This window comes from Nonomuraea salmonea (genome assembly GCF_042428605.1).
In the GTDB taxonomy this organism is placed as follows: domain Bacteria; phylum Actinomycetota; class Actinomycetes; order Streptosporangiales; family Streptosporangiaceae; genus Nonomuraea; species Nonomuraea salmonea.
This window is the reverse complement of the sequence record NZ_JBHMCF010000039.1, coordinates 53,359-72,223: the sequence shown is the minus strand read 5'-3', so window position 1 is coordinate 72,223 and position 18,865 is coordinate 53,359. Positions and strand designations below refer to the sequence as shown.

Below are 18,865 nucleotides of genomic sequence, written 5' to 3'. Positions count from 1 at the left end.
CTTGCTGTCGCGATCAGCGCCGCCAACGTCCACGACAGCCTGGCGCTAGAACCGCTGGTGAGGTCGATTCCGCCGATCCGTTCCCGCCACGGCCCCCGACGGCGGCGGCCCGGCAAGCTCCACGGGGACAAGGGCTACGACTACCCGCACCTGCGCGCCTTCCTGCGCGGCCGGGGCATCATCCCCCGCATCGCCCGGCGCGGAGTTGAGTCCAGTCAACGTCTGGGACGCCATCGCTGGGTGGTGGAGCGAACGGTTTCGTGGCTGGCCGGCTACCGCCGCTTACACCGCCGCTATGAACGCCGGGCCGCCCACTTCGCGGCCTTCGCCGCCATCGCCGCAGCCCTCATCTGCTACCGCCGACTCACCAAATGAGTCATCGTCTTAGGAGAGTGAGGGCTGTACGGTCCAGTGATGTGCTCTGACCTGCGCAGATACATGGCGCTGTTCAGGCCATGTGAAAGATCATCCCCCGAACGTCCCCGTATTTATAAGACCAGCCTCAGCGTTACTCACTGGCAAGGAGACACCTGCCCATAGGTCCATCAGCGGGTCGCCAGGAGGCCGCGCGGCGGCCACTGAGGCGGCGTGCTCCGTAGCAACGGTTAGCGCTGTCCACGGAGAAGTAGGTCATGACCTGCTTGCTTGGGACGAGCGCGCTGCGCAGGAGGCGATCGGCGGCGTCGGACGTGTCCGCGAGGCGTTTCGCTCAGGTAGCCGAGGAACTCGCCGCGCCGTTGTCATGAACAAGCTGCTGCATTCGTCGCAAACTTGGTAGGGCAAGCCGTCGATGTCCAGGTCTATGGCGTTGTGGAGGTGCATGGCGCTGTAGACGGCGTCCAAGTTGCCCTGCAGCGCCCGAGGAAGCCGCGCATACATTCGCAGTATTGGCGGATTGCCCGGCGGGGTTGAGCCGCTCGCCGCCCGGCAAGCCGTCTACGATGACCAGATGCTCGTCCAACTCGGACGGTGTGGCTCCATTGTTTACGTTCACCCACGACATATGAGTCGCTGCCGATGCGTGGAGGTATTCGGCGAGGACGACGTCGATGCGCTTGCTGGCCAGCGGGAGCTCATACGCTACGGGCATCTCGACCCGCCGTGATCCGGCGTCGGCCAGATTGCGGGTCAGTGCCGGCTGGCTGTGCTGCCAGGACTTGATCTCCGAGGAGCAGGGGCTGCGTCAGCTGGGGTGGCACACGCGCTCGGCGGTGACCACCGCGAACGCGGTCTCGTTGGGAGAGGCGAGCGGGTTCTCGACAGACAGCCGCAGCGCTGACACGGATTGACTGCACGGGCCTGCGATGGTCTTGCTCGGTTCAGACAGGTGCACAATCTTTTCCACTGAGGGGCTCTGGTGATTCCGGACAGCCGTGTTATGAGTACAGCCTATGCGGCCCTTTGGGCTGAAAGGGCCTCGTTGAGGACCTCCAGGGGCGGTCGGTAGCCGAGCGCTGAGTGCAGGCGCCGGCGGTTGTAGAACCCTTCGATATAGCGGATGACCTGGCTTTTCGCCTTGGCCCGGGTGGTGAAAACGAAGCGGTGCAGCCACTCGTTCTTCAGCGCGGAGAAGAACGACTCGGCCATCGCGTTGTCTCAGCAGACGCCTGTGCGGCCGACCGAGCGGCGGATGTCCAGGCCGGTCAGGAACCGGCCGAACTCATCACTGGTGTAGTGGTTCGAGCCGCGGTCGCTGTGGAACACGGCACCGCTCTGGAGCAGGCCGGTGCCGGCGGCCATCCGGATCGCGTCGGCGACCAGTTCGGTGCGGTAGTGGTCGGCCATCGCCCAGCCCAGCACCGCCTTGCTGTGGCAGTCGATCACGGTGGCCAGGTAGAGGAAACCCTCCCAGGTGCGGATGTAGGTGACGTCGCCGACCAGCTTGGCGCCCGGCCGCTCGGCGGTGAAGTCACGACCGACCAGGTCGGGGATGCCGCGGAAGTCACCCTGGAGGGTGGTGGCCGGCCGGAACGCCCGCACCTGGGCGGGGATCAGGCCCTGTTCGCGCATCAGGGCGCGGACCAGCTCGGCCGAGCAGTACTCACCGCGGCGGGCCAGGGCCGCGTGCACCCGCCGATAGCCGTAGGTCTCGTGCGAGCCGGCGAAGACCTCGGCGACCAGCGCGGCCAGCAGAGTCCGGCGTTGCGCGGTGGCCGAGGCCGGCCGGTCACGCCAATCGTAGTAGCCCGAGCGCGATACCTGCAGCCAGGCACACATCTTCACGATCGAGTGACGGGCCTTCTCCGCGTCGATGAGCTCGTACTTGGCGAGCGTCATCGAGTCTCGGACGCGAAAAAGGCGGCCGCTTTTTCAAGAAGATCAACTTCTCGCGCAGCTCGGCGTTCTCCCGCTCCGGCTCCCGGATCCGGGCCCGCTCCGGCCCCGAGAGCGGCCGCTGCGACCCCTCCTGAGCACTCGCGATCCGATGCCGATTCACCCAGCTGCCCAGGGTGCTGGCGTTGATGTCGAACTCGCGCGCCACCGACGCGACCGTACGCTCGCCCTCCAGCACCATGCGGACGGCTTCTTCCTTGAACTCCGGCGAGAACTGCCTGCGACGCCTTGCCACGTACTTACCTCTCCCAGACTTCTGTCAGCTTATGTAGCCGACTGTCCGGAATCTGCTAGGCACCTCACACACTCACTAGGCGGTCCAGCCGCGACTAAGCCTCATGGATCGCTGCGACGAGCTCGCAGGGAGTGTACCGTTATTTTGCAGATGTCTGCTGGCAATGCTGGGAGCGCCTATGCGTCCTGGACTAGTGTCCATAGTTCCCTTCTTGGCCTTAGCTTCATGCGGGCTTTCCCCACCTGATTACCCGAGTGGCGGTGCCTCGCCGGACAACGTTCGTACAGTTACCAGGATTGAGTTCGGCAAGAACTGGCCGCTTACCACAGATAGCGCTCAAGTTCGTTGCGACGGTCCGCGCGTCGCTGCGCAGGCCAAGCTAATCGTTGATGGCACCACGTATGGCCTCAATGGCAACGCCCTGAATGAAGGGTTGCCCCGGCCGGATCCGGTGTGGGCCGATGATCCGGGCATCGACGGCGCCAAGATCAGTATTGGCCCGCTGATTGACGCCGCTCTCGATCTATGCCGCCCCTAGACAGGATCAGAGCCGGGTCCCCCAATGACCGCACCCGATCTTATCTGGTTGAGTGGTGCCGAAGCTGCTTGCTGTGAGAGCCTATGGAACGGGACAAGTCGAGGCGGAGGAGCGCGGCAATGTCAGGGTGGCAGGAGTCTGTGCCCACAAGTGGGACGGTGCAGCTTCTTCCTGACCCTCGTGCGATGGAAGGGCTTGGCCGCAACCATTCGCTAGAGACCGCCCTAGCCGATCTGGTGGACAATTCGATCGATGCTGGTGCGACCTGTGTTCTCATCCGCCTTGTCCGTAAGAAAGGACGGCTGCGCAGCCTTTATGTGATCGACAATGGTAAAGGCATGTCCCCCTCTTTCATAGATACGGCTATGACAGTGGGAGGTCAGCGCGCATACGGATCGAAGGATCTCGGCCATTTCGGCATCGGGTTGCAGTCCGCGTCCTTCAGTCAGGCGCGCGCGCTGACAGTTATTGCCCGTGCGGTGGGCTATGGCCCAGTAGGCCGGCGTCTATTGTTGGACAATCAGAATTTCATGGCCGAGATCGTCTCCGACGACTTTGCTTGCGAAGAATTCGAACGAGAATGGGGCATCCCCCAGACGGGTACAGGGACTCTCATTCGCTGGGACGATGTGTTCGGATTCCCGCTCACCCGCGAACCAGAACGAGTGGAAGAGTTCATTAGTGTCACCACTCAGAACGTTCAAAACCATCTCGGGCTCGTGTTCCATCGCCTCATCGAGCATGGAACTGTCTCGATCCTTCTCGATGTAGAGGATGCGGACCTAGAGCAGGTAAGTCCACCATTCGAAGTGGCCCCGCTAAACCCATTCGGTTACAAGCGTCCAGCGCTGGCGGGGTACCCTAAGAAATTAGTAGCATATCACGAGGGGGCAGAGATCGGTTTTACCTGCCACCTCTGGCCGGGGCGTTCGAGTTCAATCGAGTTTAAGCTCGCGGATGCTCCCGAACGACGACAAGGCCTTTTCGTATACCGACGTGATCGACTCCTCCAAGCCGGTGGGGACTGGGGCGGGATCGCGGGACTGGCAAAACGACTTCAAGTTGCCAGGGTTGAGCTTCACATTGATGGTGATGTTACAAGCCTTTTTAGAATGAATCCTGAGAAATCACGAGTGATCGTGGGTTCGGATTTTAAGCGCGTAGCCGAAAGTGCGATTGCAAAAGACGGCACGACGTTCCCAATTTACTTGGAGGATGCGGAACGAGTTTTCCAAGATTCGCGCAAGCGTAGGCGGGAGCGTCGTGCGATGATTCCTCCCGGGAAGGGTTTTGCGCCTATGGTGCGTAGGTCCATAGGCGTGGAGGTTCCTTTCACGCACGAAAACGATCATCCTCTAGACGTCCGTTGGAAGCGACTCGGCAGCGAGAACTTCTTCGAAGTCGACCGAGAGCAGCGCACGCTGTGGATCAATGAAGTTTACCGGAGCGCGCTCCTAGGAAACCGGCGTGGGGGGCTCAACGACGCCCCACTCGTGAAGGCGCTTCTCTATTTGCAGTTCGAGGAGATGTTTCAGGGAGAGCGGCTCGGTCCTAAAGATAAGGACAACTTGGAACTCTGGCAAGAGATCCTCACTGCGGCTGCTAAGAGTGAGAAATGACGCCCTCAAACAATCGCCACCTGAGTGCCAGTAGCTTCGAAGAGTACCTTGACAGTGGCGTCCCGCTTGAGTATCCAGTGAAGGGCGAGCCACGCCTGCATTTCTTGATTGACCCGGAGCGCCCGGCCATCGGGCTTCGGGTGCCAAGGAAGCCAGCCCAGGCTGTGCCAGTGACCGGCCTTGAGCATTTTCATGTTAAGGCAGCATGCTCAAGTGGAAGGCGATATCTTGACCTGCTCGTCACGGAGAAGCGACTCTTCCTGGCCGCCTATCCGTTTTTGCTGGCAGTTGCAGACCGAATTCAGCTAGACGGGCACAGTCTGGAAGTCGCCCTACAGGAAACGTTGCGCAGCCTTGGGCGCCTCCTCGAACGGGAGGATACCCTGCCGAGGGAACAGGAAGTGGGGCTATTCGGCGAGCTGCTGCTTCTAAGAGGGCTCCTATACACATTCGATCACACCGAGGCCGTTACCGCCTGGCTGGGTGCGGATGGGGAAGAGCACGACTTCGCACTCGAGGGTGTTGACCTTGAAGTGAAGACAACTGCATCCGACCTGCGGATGCACTGGATTGGATCGCTCACACAGCTTGTCCCCAACCCGAGCCAGCCGCTCCTTCTTGTGTCCTTCCAGATCACGAAGGCGGGTCCTGGTGATGGAAACACTCTGCCAGCTTTGGTGGGTGGCGTACGCGAACTCCTTGGAATGGGAGAGGCGAGAAACGCCTTTGAAGCTCGCTTGCAGCGGTCCGGGTGGCAGGACCAATACGAACCGAACACCCGGACTTTATGGCGGCTGAGAGATAAGCCTCGAGTCTATGAGGTCAGTGGTGATTTCCCGCGCCTTACCCCAATGGGGCTTGGAGGGGTTCAAATCAATCTTGCTCAGCTCTCCGCGGTCAAGTATAGGATCGATCTTTCCAACCGTCTACCTGACCCAGTTCCTGCCTTCCTCGCTCAAGCTCTTCGCTATGGAGAAGAAGATCTATGAACCCCATTGCCGAGGCGTACCTCGGTGCGCTTGCCATGCTTGAGGCCACGGCACCGCGGAATCTGCATCTGGCAGCCACGATGGTGACTGAAAGCGCCGGAGACGAAGCGCTGCGGGAATACCTCAGCAACGCCGGCCCAGACGACAGGCTGAGGAAGCGACTCCAGCTTGCCTTAGCCACCTGGGATTATGTCGTCGATGCAGTCTGGGCCGAAGGCACCGAGCCACGTACCGTGGCCAGGAGGGAGCTAATCTATAAGCTGCTCAAGATTGATGCTGAGACCATCGCGCTGTTCCATGAGGAATTCCCTATTGCGGGTCGCGACGGCGATATAATCATCGCAGACTCTTGGGAGCCGTGGTATACGGATGAGCTTCGCAGAGAGCGGGGCTTCTACTGGGACAACTACCACGGTTTGCTTCTAGCCCAGGATTGGAGCGCCGATGCAGTTCGGCACCTGGATCATGCCACGAGCGAAGTGGTCGGGCGTCTAGCTGAGCCCACGCGCCAGGAGGCGTACCAGTCGAAGGGCCTAGTCGTCGGCTACGTGCAGAGTGGCAAGACAGCCAACTTCACAGGCGTCATTGCGAAGGCTGTCGATGCCGGCTATCGGCTGGTCATCGTGCTCACCGGAACGACCGATCTCCTTCGTGCTCAAACGCAGCGGCGTCTCGACAAGGAACTAATCGGAGTCGAAAATATTCTTGGCGGAGTTTCGCCTAATGACGCAGAACTCCTTGACCAAGTTGATTATCAGGACGACCCCGAATGGATGAGCGGGAAATTCGTACGACTGGGTGTAGTTCCTGCCGATGCAGGAAAGCCGGGGATCGACAGGCTGACCACATACCGGTCCGAGTATAAAAGTCTGCAGCAGGGAATCGCTGCTCTCGATTTTCCGAAGCGGGAGAAAAGCCTTCCCTACTATGATCCCGAGAATCTGTTTCATGGTGACGCGCGCATTGCGGTCGTCAAGAAGAACGGCTCAGTTCTGAGAAGTCTGGTTATGGATCTGAAGCGCATAAAAGCACGGGTGAGTGAGATCCCTACACTGATCATCGACGACGAGTCCGACCAGGCTTCGATCAATACTAGCAATCCGAAGAAGTGGGAAGAAGGCCAAAAGGTTCGTTCGGCGATCAATAGGCTGGTATCCGAGCTACTCAATCTTCTGCCGCGTGCGCAGTATGTCGGCTACACCGCAACGCCTTTCGCCAACGTGTTTGTCGACCCTAGGGATGCGGAAGATATCTTCCCTAAAGACTTTCTCATCTCGCTACAGCGACCGCCCGGATACATGGGCGCTTCCGATTTTCATGATATCGACATTGACTTTGATCAAGTGGAGCGCACCTTCGCCAACTCCGTTCAAAAGGCTCATGTCCGGTTTGTCTCCGGCCAGTACGAAAAAGAAAATAAAGCTTTGCTGGAGGCTCTAGACGCGTTCGTGCTTTCAGGAGCCATTAAGCTGTACAGAGAAGCGCGCGGAACTAAGGCGTTCCGGCATCATACGATGCTCGTTCACGAAGGAATGCGAACTGCAGCCCACAAGGAGCTAGCAGACCGCATCACCGATCTATGGAATAAGTCGGGCTACTACTCTGCAACGGCCTACACACGCCTTCGTGGCCTGTTCGATAAAGACCTCGGTCCCGTCAGCCGTGTTCGGGCTGGCGATATCCCTACGCCGAACTCGTTCGATGAGATTCTGCCATACCTGCCCAAGGCTATCGCTCGCATCGGTGGCACTCGGAGCCCGGTCCTGATTGTCAACAGCGATAAGATCGAATCTGACCAGGAGAAACTTGACTTCGACACCACGGATCATGTCTGGCGCATTCTTGTCGGCGGAAACAAGCTCGCTCGTGGTTTCACCGTCGAGGGCCTCACTGTTTCGTACTACACGCGTGTTGCCAAGCAGGCGGACACCATGATGCAAATGGGCCGCTGGTTTGGCTTTCGGCAAAATTACCAGGACCTGGTCCGTCTCTACACCACAGTCGAGCTCTACGAAGGTTTCGAAGCAATAGTCCGCGACGAAGAGTTCTTTCGCTCTGAACTGAGGCAATACGCTGCTCCTGTTGGTGGGAAGCCACAAGTGACCCCTCAGGATGTGCCGCCCTTGGTTGGCTCTCACCTGCCCAGGATCAAACCAACCGCCGCAAACAAAAGTTACAACAAGGTGCTCGCTGAGCGCCGGACTCCCAATAAGGAGCCACGTTCGGGCTATCCCAACTTGTCAGATAGGGCTGATATTCTACACAACGTCGAACAATTCCGCCCGGTTCTAGCGCGGGCGATCGCGCGGGGACGGGTCGCGCTGAGCCAGGATCGGGACGGCCACGAGGCCTGGGCCTGCCTTTACTCCCACCGTCAACTGCTGGAGATGTTCAACCGTCTGCGATGGTCCAATGCGACCTCCTTCAACGCAGACCTTGCATGGCTGAATACTCTAGAGGATGAGCATATTGAAGACTGGCAGATATTCCTGCCACAGCTTAAGTCTGACGAGTATAAAGCCAACGTCCTAGGCCTAGGGCCGTTCAGTCTCCATCGCCGGGCAGCGCCTAATGGGATTCTCGAAGGGCGGTCAACGTTGTTCGGCAGAGCCGATGCCGAGAAGGTTGCTCGGCCACCGAAACCCGCGTCCAAGTCCAGGCGTGGGGCCCTTCTGCTGTATCCGATGATTGCGAAGGATAAGGCTCCTAGAATCGTCGCTGGGGAAGTCGACCCCGGAGAAGTCGTTATGGCCTTTCGCATGGTCGTTCCTACTGCTGCACTTCCCAATGATGGGCCCTTGGTGACTTTTACGACCAAGGACAGCAGCCGGCCTTCTGCCGCTATTGTCGACTCACCCGTATGATTCGTCATCCTCAGGTGCTCTTGGTTGGTCGCGTCAGCTACTACTCTCGGTTGCGTCTTCGGAGCGGGGTAAAGCTCGACGCGGTAGGCGCCGTGAAGGGGTCTTAGGCGGCTTCGCTGACGGGGCCAGGGCTGGGTCGCCGGCCGGGTGGAGCTAGTGGGCGGGTCGTGCAGGGCTTGGCGGAGGTCGTGCAGGATGCGCAGGACGTTGCTGGTATGGGTGGAGCCGCGCCAGCAGCGGGCGGCTCGGTCAAGGACGGTCCAAACCAGGGAGACGCAGTTCCGCTGGGGAAGCGCCCGATGACCTTGACGCGGCGGCGGGTCTCGCCGAAGGTGCGCTCGATGAAGTTGGAGTGCCGCACGCGTCTGTGGTGTTCGAGTGGAAAGCACAGGTTGGTGGTCAGGCCCTGGCGGTCAGTGAGCAGGCATTTGACCGCTGCCGGATACCGGCTGGCCCAGGTGTCGGCGAAGGCGTCGATGCGCTGCTGGACCCAGTCCACGAGCTGCTGCCCGGCCGTGACGTCGTCACCAGGGTCGCTGAGGTGAAGATCTGACAGTAGGCGGCCTTCCCTACGGCCTGGTCGCCGGCGCTGACCTTGGCCAGCACGTGTCTGGCGCGATGCATGAGAGACCGCTGGCGCAGCGAGCGGGAGAAGACCTGTTCGGCGTCGCTGATAGGCCGGGCGCGCCATCGGAGATGGCCAGCAGAGGTGGGCGCAGGCTACGGTCGGCCAGGTCGGTCAGGGAATCATGCCAGACGTCGATGGACTCAGATCCGGCAGCGGCCAGGGCGCCTTCGACGTCACGGACGAACAGGCCGCGGACGAAGGAAGCGATCACGAGGGTCTTGAGAGCGGGGGTGCGGGTGACGTCGGTGCCGAATAGACGGGAGGCGCATTTCTGGGTGGTGCCGCGCAGCTTGGGGCGGGCAATGGCGATCGGCCCAGAGGTGGTCTTGATGATGGTCGGGCAGTGTCAACCGGGGCGCATCAGGGCCTCCTCGTGGCTCCCGATGGCGGTGCGCTGGTAGCGGGAGCGGCCGAGGAGGGCGTCCACCTCGGCTTCGACGGCGGTCTGGATGATCAGGCGGGCACCGAGAGGGGCGACGGCCTCGATGACCTCGACCACGTCACGCCCTTCGGTGAATAGGGTACCGGTCTCGGCGCGGATGGCCTGGACAGGCGGTTGTGTGTGCTCGTGGCACGAGCATAGGTCCTTACCTGGTGCGGCCTTTCGACGGTTCAGCACAGCAAGCTACGCTCGTCAACTTTGCCCCGCATCTCGGACGCGACGCGTTAGTTGCTCGGGTTCTGCGTCCTTCTGGCTCTGACCAGCGCCTGGATCTTAAGGGCAGCTGCGTTCGGATCCTCATGCTCCCAGATCCTGATGGGTACCCAGCCGGCTCTACGTAGTCGCTGGTCGGTATCCGCATCTCTCGCCCGGTTTCTGGCGACCTTTTGGGCCCAGTAGTCACTGTTGCGGACGGCGCTTGTGTGGTGCTCAGGGCACCCATGCCAGAAGCATCCATCCATGAAGATTGCTACCTTGGCCTTGGTGAAGACCATGTCGGCAGTACGCCGGAGCTCAGGCAACGGGCGTGATGCGACGCGATAGCGCAGCCCAAGGGCATGCACAGCACGACGTAGAGCTAGTTCGGGTCTGGTATCCCGGCTGCGATTCGCCTTCATGCTCGCCCGGACGGCCTCGGAGGACGCCCAAGATGCTTGGCTGCTTCCCACGCCACAACGATAAGGCCTTGGCATGTCGAGCGGACGAGGCTGGTCGGGCCGTGACGTGATCAATGGCAGTGGCCTAGTATCTGAGCTGTGTCTGATGAGCCAGCTGTTGCCATGACCAGCCAGGAGACTCCTGGGAGGACGCTACAGCACGAAGAAGCGACCGGGTCGTACGCCGTTGCTGAGTTCTTCGCGGGGATCGGCCTGGCGCGCGTGGGGCTAGAGACAGCCGAAAACACGAACTTCCGAGTGGTCTGGGCGAACGACTTGGACGAAGGCAAGGTCAAAACCTACAAGGGCCACTTCCAAGAAGATCCTCCTGAGCACTACCAGATGGTTGACATTCGGAAGGTAGCTAAGGATATCGATCGCTTCGCCGTACCTAGGTCCCTTGATCTCGCGTGGGCGTCGTTCCCTTGTACTGACCTTTCCCTTGCTGGAGGACGCGAAGGCCTCAAAGGCGACCATTCGGTAACCTTTTGGCATTTCGCCAAGATTCTTGCCTCGCTCGGAGACGATAAGCCTCCAGTCGTCGCTCTGGAGAACGTCAACGGCTTCGCCACGAGCCGTGGAGGCAAGGACATCAAAGTGGCGGTGCGCAAACTTAATAAGTTGGGCTACTGGGTGGACGTCTTGACACTTGATGCAAGGCGTTTCGTACCGCAGTCGCGACCTCGACTATTTTTGATTGCTAGTACCCATAGAGTGCTTGACCAGGATGATCGCCGCAATACGCAGCTCCGGCCTAGCTGGCTAGACCCGGTACTAGATGATTCAGCGCTCCATACTCAGCGTGCCCTTATTCCCGAGCCACCTGAGCTGTTGACTGGTGGCTGGTCCAGCATCGTCGATTCTGACACCGCACCAGGCGTTGAATGGTGGGATGAGGTTCGCACTGAGAAGTTCTGCTCGGAGCTATCAGAAATCCAACGCGCACGTATTGAGCTGCTCAGCAGCACTGATCGAGTCGAATACCGCACTGCGTACCGGCGGACGCGCGGTGGAAAGCCGGCATGGGAAGTCCGCCCCGACGATATCGCTGGCTGTTTGCGTACTGCACGCGGTGGCTCATCGAAGCAGGCGGTAGTGCGGATCGAGAAGGGAGTACCTCTTCAAGTCCGCTGGATGACGGCCAGTGAGTATGCCAAGCTTATGGGCGCAGGTGATTATGTGCTGCCGGGTAAGCGCAATCAGTCGATCATGGGCTTTGGCGACGCTGTCTGTGTCGACGTGGTTAAGTGGCTCGCCTCGAACTATCTTGGCCCCCTTCTTTCGGGCCAGCTTCAGCGAGATGATTCATCCCCAAGCCTCCTTTCTTTGCTTCGTCCCGCTAGGCAGGCAGTAAGCCTGCACGAGCTGAGTGATGGGAGTATCACGAAAGGTCGTGTAACACAGCTTTCGTTGCTCGAAGAGGAGGAGCGGAGCGAGTACGAGCGAGAGCGTAAGTTGGCCATCTGAGCTAAAGCCAGTGCTAATCAACACGAACCTTGCTGTATGCATAAACGTCGATGGGGACGAATATGGTGAAGCTCGACGTCGGTGATGTCCCTCCACATGTGGAAGCAGTAGCAGTTGCGATGCTTGCCACCATTGCACCCTGGTATGAAAGTCAGCGTAAAAGAGGAGTCGTCGACTCGAATGTAATGTGCGCAGGTATGTACATCACAGAGTTCCTCGCCACAGCTTTTCCATTAACTCCTGCGGTATACGCAGCTGAATCTCAGGTTAAAGGGGCAAGTGGGGCAAAAGCGAAAAGCCTGCTCGCTCAACACGGTGAGACGAGGAAATTCACACGCGAGGGCGGAAGGACGTCTCGCTTTACTATTCGGCATGCCGATAAGCTAGCGGAGATTATCAACGCGTCAGGTATGGCCGAAGGCCTTGCTTCGTTCTCCGGCTCAGAGCGAAAAGCGCTCGCTTTCGTCCTTCAAAAATGGTTCGTGGATCGAGTGCGTGATGATTATTTCGAGAAACAGAAAATTAGCGCAGAGATCAACCCTGAAAATTCAATACGTACCACGGTGGCCAACCTAATGCAAGCGGGACGCGAGCGCGGCGGCACTACGGCCGGAGCTATTGCTCAGCACCTTGTTGGCGCGAAGCTGCAAATAAGGTTTCCGTCCGAGCGTATCAATGTCGAGAGCTACACGACGGCTGATGTTCAGACGGGTAGAGCCGGGGACTTTCAGGTTGGAGACACAGCTATTCATGTGACGATGTCTCCGAGCGAAAGACTTTTCGCAGAGCGCTGCGCACATAACCTGACACAAGGATTCCGCTCGCGTGTTCTTGTCCCGGAGAACGCGCTTGCTGCAGCCGTTCAGATGGCTAACATTCTCGGCTTTGCGGAGCGCATCGCGATTCAGTCAATAGAAGATTTCGTAGGAACGAACGTAGAGGAGGTAGCGGGGTTTTCGAAGAGCGGAATTCGCACGCAGCTGCGCATTCTACTTGAAGAATACAACGGGCGAATTCAGAAAGCTGAGGCTGATCACTCGCTTCAGGTAGAGATCCCTGAGAATCTCTGAACTTAGTCTCTGTATCGCCGGTACGGCGAAAGTTTATGCATTTGCTCAAGTGTCCAGAAGGATCCTCGCCTTCTGTCGGCGATGGGTCAGGATGGAAAGTCGCCCTGGCAGTCACAGGTATAGCTTCGGATGCAACCTTCGTGGGAAGATGTTGCGCTTCGAGGAGCAGCGAAACAGTTCGTGCTGGAGTGGCCGAGGCAGCGTCGCTCTTCTTCTGTGTGGCGCGCTAGGGGTGGATCTATGAATCGCAAGTTGAGTCGATGCGTTGATGTGGATGCCAGATGCGGCCGGTAGATGATTTCGGTAGAGCTGTCAACGCGATCTTTCTTATGAGGTCAGAACCGCAAGGTTTGGCGCTCTACCTAGAAAGCAGTGGAGGCGCGCCGGCGAAGGATGCGCCCCAAGATCAGCCCCGTAATGCAGAGTACGACACCGCTCTCATATTGCTTCTTAGCCGTCTACGCGATCTCAATGCCACTATTACGGACGCTCTTGTGGATTCACGAGCCACGCGAAGGCTGGGTACTCCGGAGCATGATCGGAGGCTTCTCGATGGCCGGGTCCATTTGTTGGACCTGCCGAGCCTGGGGGAGGTTTTTGTGGAGATGAAGCGCAGACAGAAGGGAGTTGGTAGCCACGGTGATGGTAATCGTCAGAAGCGTATAAAGATGCTTCTCCATGTTCCCGGGTACATGCCTCAAGATGCGGCTTCTCTTGAAAGAGATCTTGCCGAACCGCCGTTAGCTCATATGACGGACGGTGTTAAGAACCTTCCCGGGTCATCGGTCAGTCCGTCATTAACTTTTTTGGGTGTTCTGGAGAGGCTAGGCCGAGCGCCGAGGAGGGGCGAGCAGGCCAATCTTCGAATGCTTTTATTGCCCACGTCTGTTCAGTTCGGCACTTGTGCGTTGTGCGGATATGATCTTCCTCCTCAAATGCTAGTTGCTGCCCATATCAAACGCCGCAAGGACTGCAGTAATCTTGAGCGCAGAGATCTTGCCAATGTGGGCATGCTCGCATGCCTGTTGGGGTGCGATGTATTGTACGAGTTGGGCTATGTAGGAGTAGGCGAAGGCGGTCTAATTATGATTAGTGATGTGATTAGGACAGCCCCCTCGCTGCTCAACCATGTTACGGGCAGGCTCTCTGGTCGCACAACGCCGTGGTGGTCGCCCACCCGAGAAAAATATTTCGCATGGCATCGGACGGTGGTATTTCAAAGCGGCCATATGGTGGAGTAGTGGGGAGAAGAATCCCGTCAGCCGAATTATCGGCATTGTATTGAGCTTCGAAACCTACGCCGCTGAAAGTGCCTTATTCCCGGGTGGGCGGTTTACTTGTGTAGAAGCCTAAAGAGTTCCTGGCTCTCAATCCATCGAGTGGATGGATCTGGTCGGCCAGTGGCGTAGGCGAGCCTCGTCGCGGCAAAATGTGTCAGGCGTATAGCTTGAACGAGCAGGTTTCGACGGACGCCTTCGCTAGCTTCGCCTCGCTCCAGTATCCTTGCGGACAAGTATGCGATATTGGCGGCTTGTCGTGCGATTCGGACGTCGGCATGCCCTTTTTCTCTTCGCATGTTTTCATCCACCAGCGCGAAGCGGCGAGATGGTGGCAAGGGGAGGATCTCACCAGCTGGTGGGAGCCTTTCGTTCAGTAGTATGTGAAAACGGCTCTCGCTGATGGCCTTCAAGTGCACAGCGCGTTCTAGGCTGTCGAGTTCGTGACGCGCGCTGGGATCCATCCTCGGCGCATTCTCGAGGTGCCATAGAGGCCACAGCTCTAGCTCGGCAACGTCTTGCACGTCGAATAGACGCATTGCTACTGCATCGGTACGTTGCAAGGTGAGATGCCTGCGAACACGAGTCCCAAGCGCTTCGTTGGTCTGGCCCACATAAAGCGGTTCGCCGTCGTAGTCGTAGAAGACGTAGCAGCCTACTCGTGCTTTCGCCCAAACTCGCCCTTGCTCATCTGTGGCTGACAGTGCTTGGTTCAGCAGTGCTCGGAATGAACGAATTTGGGGCGGCAAGAGATCGTCTTTTGTTGGTCGGACGGAGACTCTATTTTCGAGAGGTTGACTCTGGAGCAGGTCGGTCGACGCTGGTCCGTCATGGTCCCCGAGAACAAGCTCTTCAGCTGCGGCGCCGGGAGCGATGGAATCGGGTAGTCGTGGCTTGTCCCGCCTTAGGACGGCACCACGGACTCTGTCTAGCTCCCTTGTGCCGCTGTCCACCCCTGCAGGCTTAAGTTGCGCCCTTACCAGCTGCTGCGTTTGTTCCCATCGTTCTCTCCACTCCTTGACCAGTGGATGGTTTGCATCAGCAGGGTCTACATGATCGTCTGCGTAGGCCTGGTCCGAGAGTCGAATCAGAGTTCGAACGAATGAAATCGTGAAGTCTAGGCCGGGCATACGGTGCCCGTTCAGCACGAAGGAGACGGTGCTTGGAGTCAGGGGATGCTCTCCGTGTTGGTCAGCCGCTTTCTGGATCTTCTTGTATGACGGGGCCCCGGATCTGATGTGAAGGTTTCGAAGCCGTTCGGCGAACTCCTGGACTGAGGGCGGCAGCACGGGTTTGGGCTTCACAGGCACCTCCTCTGCATCGCGAAAGGGTAGCGGCTCCTGGCTGGCCAAGCATAACAACATAGTGAGAACGATCGCGAATGATGCGAAACGATCACGTGACGGCTGCCTCTAGCTGGGACTATTCGCTCCGCAGTTTCAAGGGGGGTCGTGCCCATAGCATGCCGTTTCGTTTCGATTCGTTTCAACAGTGGATTGTTTCGTGCGGCTGGTGGAGACTGCTGCCATGGGCATGGGCAGCAAGCGGTGCGCACGCGAAGTCGCTAGGAGTTTTCGTCGGGGCGGTCCGGCTCTTGGTGGTGCGGTGAGGTGCGCAGGAGGCGGAACCGGATGCCTGTGATCCTCCAGTGGTTGATCCCTGCTACCACTCTCTTGACTGGCTTGTTGGCGTACCTCCGCTGGCGCTTTCGTTACAAGCAGCACAAGGAAATCGCGGAACTCGCTATGAAAGACGCGACGGCTGAGCAATGCGTCGAGATCTTGCGAGTGCTGCCTGCGGTGTTCGCGGAGATGAACAAGCGGGATGATGCGCCCCGGCTTCGTTCCCCGAGCCAACTGCCCCCGCCTCCTTGATTCATCGCATGGACAGGTTACGTCCCTTCAGCATGGCCACCGGCACCCTTCGCGATCTTCGGTCAGGAGAGCTACTTGGCCAGCACCGTCGTTCGATGGCAAGGACCGACGAAGTAGGTCCGCGGCAGCCGATCGCCCTGACCACGGACGGCGAGTGCCGAAGTCGGCGATCGTCACGGCCTCAATCGCTCGGCATGCTCGGTAGCCATGGACATGTCGAACAGGACGATTGCAGCTGTCCTGTCACCTGATCGTTGAAGCGCGCCTCGAATAGCCGTAGACGGTCAGCTGCTTGGTGCAGCTACCGAAAGCGTGGGCGGTTCTGGCCGCGACCGGCCGAAGAGCCGCAGCGCGGCCAGCAGACCGCCTCACGCGCCGGCCGCCGTAGGCGGGCGGCCTTGAAAGACGTGAAGAAAGTACTCATCCAGTGATCTTGATCCCGGCTGTTCTATGGCTTTGACCTGCGGTTCCTTGGCCTGTTGTCGGCGGATCACTGCTCGATGGTGTAGCCGTCTGGGCAGCTGTTTCGCTGCTGCTCAACCCTCAGGGCCGTCGCTGCGGGTGCTGTCGCCGACCTAGTCGGAAGCTTTGACGAAGCTGCCGAGGTTGGGGACGGTGTAGATCTTGTCCGCGGCTCTCAGGCGTTCCATGGCCTTACGTATGGTGGGGCGGGAGACTCCGAACTCCTCCATGAGCTTGACCTCGGAGATCTTGAACTTTGGGCCCCACTCGGCTGAGTCGATGCGCTCCACGAGGACTTCGAGGATCTGTTCCCAGCGGGAGCGGTCCTCGTCGAAGACCCAGGTGCGCGTGTGCTCGACATATCTGGCCACGGTATGAGAGTAGGAGGGTGTTTCACGGCCCTTCTTTCCGGATCACGCAGTTTCATGGACCTGCATGGAGTAGACAGGTACTTACAGGCTTGCTAGCCTCGGAGTATGGCGTTGGTGAGCGCCGGTCGAGAGCCCCTCCGGGTGGGGCTTCTCCCGCGCTCTCTGGCTGGCTCTGCGAGGGCGCGCTACGCGGCTGACGTCCGCTGCTCGCTCACCAACGCCCTCTCGGCAACCGTGGCTCTTGGCGGCGTGGATCGACGAGCGCGGCCATGGGCAAGGCGCGAAGGGCGGTGGCCTGGTGGCCGCATTCGGTGAGTATCACGGCGCGCACTTTGGCCCGTCTCGCGCAGACGCGGTTCCGGTGCAGTGGGAACGGAAGCGGAAGCGGGCGAGCAGTGTCCGGGTGCGTGCTCACACCTGCGATTGTTCGCCTGTGGTTTTCGAGCAGTGCGTAGCCGGCGGGCTGGGGTTCGTGCGGCGCTACGACCGTACGGGGCCTGCGACGGTCGTCATGGACAGTCCATGGGTGAGGGTTTCCGAGGCGCAGCTTCTCTGGCAGAAGCTCATGGCCGGCGAAGCCAATTGACGCTGAAGGCTATGCGTGATCGGCCTCGCCGACAGATGTGATGTGAATCACGGCAGCAGCGGCACCGCTAGGAATCTGTGGCGATATGCACTGTTCATCGCCGCGTGTTCGTGAGAAGAGATGCCGGTAATAGCAGGCTTTGATTGCTATCGCGGGCGGTGGGCGTCCTCCTCTGATCCGTGACTGAGCCTCTGAGCTGCGAAAACCAGGGAACGCGGAAAGTAGCTGAACCGTTACTCAGGCGAGTCCACGAGTTCGCGGCAAGGAGTTGCGATTGGCCCTACAAAGTCCTGTCCTCGCTGTTCGCACGACCGTGCGTCTCTGCGGTTGTCGAGCTGTGAGAGGAAGATCCGGGATGCTCGACGCGAGCACGAAGGACCGACTGGTCCCGGCGGTGCGGGATCAGGCTACGGCCGCACGAGCGCGTTCCGCCTCATCGCCGGGCGGTGACCAGTGGAGCGCATTCACGACGGTCAACATCATCTCGAAGGCGGAGCTGGTAACGCCCCTCTCGTCGTCGTTCGTCCAGGTGCCGGCAAGAGCCGAGGGGTGGAGAAAGCTGTGCGCTGACCGGCGAGGTCGCGCGACGTACTCGTTCATTACGGCGGAGATGCGTGCGGCGCGATCCGCGACGCTCACCCACGTAGAAGAGGGCGGTCTCAAGGGCGGCGAGTGATGCTTCCTCGTGTCCGGCCGGAGGAGATGACGGCGGTAACGGGGGAGTCGCCGATAGACGAGCCTGGCATCCAGCGGCCTTCCTGGACCACACCCGCCGAGACGATCGGCGACCACGTCCTCGACATGAGGCTCACCGCCTCAACGCTCAGCCTCGCCGGCGCGGCTCACCAGCTGGTCGGCGAGATCGCTCCCCACCCGTCAGGTAACCCGGGGTCGCTTCGGCGTCCTGCCTTCACGAACGGGGTAGTAACTCGTGGGTCTAAGTGAGATAGAACGACAGGTCCTGCTGCGCGAACTGGCGAAGATCGCGGCCGACCTGGTCGAGCTTCAGCGTCACGCGAGCAGGATCACTTCTCGTCTCGATCGGGACGCGTCCGAGCGTCCAACTCGTCCAACCTGATCGTCAGGCTCTCCACATGCTCGCGAATCTCGCGCAGCTGCTCGGAGATGATGCGGAACTCTTCGCTGTGCCCGTCCGGGGTGGTGTCGGCGGTGGTGTCGTCGTCTGGTGTACGGCTGACGAAGCTGCCGGCGCCCTGACGGGTCTCGATGAGTCCTTCGTCGCGGAGGACGGCCAGGGCGTTGCCGATGGTCATCATGGCGACGCCGTACTGGTCGGCCAGCTCGCGGGCCACCGGGAGGCGCTCGCCGACCGCGTACCGGCCTGATGCGATGTCGCGCCTGATGTCCTCGGCGATCCTCAGGTATGGCCGGCGCCGGTCGGTGGTTGCCATACCTCCACAGTAGCGGTTCTAGATGCCTAGGTCTCTGGGCA

13 protein-coding genes and 2 pseudogenes are annotated in these 18,865 nt (G+C 59.7%); 9 read left to right on the top strand and 6 right to left on the bottom strand.

Translation table 11 applies throughout. The features are described from left to right. Positions 1–375: transposase (locus tag ACFFR3_RS34945; protein ID WP_379484530.1), on the top strand; the 375-nt coding region annotated here is incomplete at its 5' end. Between the two features lie 1,014 nt (positions 376–1,389). Here the strand turns inward: ACFFR3_RS34945 and ACFFR3_RS34940 are convergent. Then, positions 1,390–2,569: pseudogene (locus ACFFR3_RS34940) on the bottom strand (IS3 family transposase). A 211-nt stretch (positions 2,570–2,780) separates the two neighbouring features. Between ACFFR3_RS34940 and ACFFR3_RS34935 the strand changes: the two are divergent. From ACFFR3_RS34935 to ACFFR3_RS34920, 4 genes are all read left to right on the top strand, one after another. Continuing rightward, positions 2,781–3,107, top strand: coding sequence for a DUF2511 domain-containing protein (locus ACFFR3_RS34935; protein WP_379484529.1), 327 nt, complete (start codon positions 2,781–2,783; stop codon positions 3,105–3,107). 185 nt (positions 3,108–3,292) lie between these two features. Continuing rightward, positions 3,293–4,726, top strand: a complete 1,434-nt coding sequence (locus tag ACFFR3_RS34930; protein WP_379484528.1) for an ATP-binding protein — start codon at positions 3,293–3,295, stop codon at positions 4,724–4,726. A 170-nt stretch (positions 4,727–4,896) separates the two neighbouring features. Next, positions 4,897–5,715, top strand: coding sequence for a PD-(D/E)XK motif protein (locus ACFFR3_RS34925; RefSeq protein WP_379484527.1), 819 nt, complete (start codon positions 4,897–4,899; stop codon positions 5,713–5,715). Next, positions 5,712–8,579, top strand: a complete 2,868-nt coding sequence (locus tag ACFFR3_RS34920) for a Z1 domain-containing protein (RefSeq protein ID WP_379484526.1) — start codon at positions 5,712–5,714, stop codon at positions 8,577–8,579. Before ACFFR3_RS34925 ends, ACFFR3_RS34920 begins: the two co-directional genes overlap by 4 nt. Positions 8,580–8,684: 105 nt before the next feature. Here the strand turns inward: ACFFR3_RS34920 and ACFFR3_RS50270 are convergent. Together ACFFR3_RS50270 and ACFFR3_RS34905 are read right to left on the bottom strand one after the other, a co-directional pair. Then, positions 8,685–9,748, bottom strand: a pseudogene (locus tag ACFFR3_RS50270) (transposase); the annotation flags it as partial. A gap of 125 nt (positions 9,749–9,873) precedes the next feature. Then, complete coding sequence (locus tag ACFFR3_RS34905; RefSeq protein ID WP_379484531.1) at positions 9,874–10,341, bottom strand: very short patch repair endonuclease; 468 nt, start codon at positions 10,339–10,341, stop codon at positions 9,874–9,876. A 63-nt stretch (positions 10,342–10,404) separates the two neighbouring features. Here ACFFR3_RS34905 and ACFFR3_RS34900 point away from each other — a divergent pair, with 63 nt between their 5' ends. The 3 genes from ACFFR3_RS34900 to ACFFR3_RS34890 all read left to right on the top strand — a co-directional run bounded on the left by ACFFR3_RS34900 (position 10,405) and on the right by ACFFR3_RS34890 (position 14,083). After that, the gene (locus tag ACFFR3_RS34900) at positions 10,405–11,772 is read left to right on the top strand and encodes a DNA cytosine methyltransferase (protein ID WP_379484524.1); all 1,368 of its coding nucleotides are present in this window, start codon (positions 10,405–10,407) and stop codon (positions 11,770–11,772) included. Positions 11,773–11,834: 62 nt separating this feature from the next. Then, positions 11,835–12,842 (top strand): DUF4928 family protein, encoded by a 1,008-nt coding sequence (locus tag ACFFR3_RS34895; RefSeq protein ID WP_379484523.1) that lies wholly within the window; start codon positions 11,835–11,837, stop codon positions 12,840–12,842. A 281-nt stretch (positions 12,843–13,123) separates the two neighbouring features. After that, complete coding sequence (locus ACFFR3_RS34890; protein ID WP_512699783.1) at positions 13,124–14,083, top strand: hypothetical protein; 960 nt, start codon at positions 13,124–13,126, stop codon at positions 14,081–14,083. Positions 14,084–14,175: 92 nt separating this feature from the next. On the opposite strand, the gene ACFFR3_RS34885 is transcribed toward ACFFR3_RS34890, so the two are convergent. Further along, on the bottom strand, positions 14,176–15,423 hold the full coding sequence (locus ACFFR3_RS34885; protein ID WP_379484521.1) for a GIY-YIG nuclease family protein: 1,248 nt from the start codon (positions 15,421–15,423) through the stop codon (positions 14,176–14,178). 1,145 nt (positions 15,424–16,568) lie between these two features. Beyond that, entirely contained in the window at positions 16,569–16,826 is a 258-nt protein-coding gene (locus ACFFR3_RS34880; protein ID WP_345390594.1) for a winged helix-turn-helix domain-containing protein, read from the bottom strand. Positions 16,827–17,767: 941 nt separating this feature from the next. Here ACFFR3_RS34880 and ACFFR3_RS34875 point away from each other — a divergent pair. Continuing rightward, positions 17,768–18,088, top strand: coding sequence for a hypothetical protein (locus ACFFR3_RS34875; RefSeq protein WP_379484520.1), 321 nt, complete (start codon positions 17,768–17,770; stop codon positions 18,086–18,088). Positions 18,089–18,437: 349 nt separating this feature from the next. Here ACFFR3_RS34875 and ACFFR3_RS34870 read toward each other — a convergent pair whose 3' ends face one another. Further along, positions 18,438–18,824: a GntR family transcriptional regulator gene (locus ACFFR3_RS34870; RefSeq protein ID WP_379484519.1), complete on the bottom strand. Its 387-nt coding sequence runs from the start codon at positions 18,822–18,824 to the stop codon at positions 18,438–18,440. Positions 18,825–18,865: the final 41 nt, after the last annotated feature.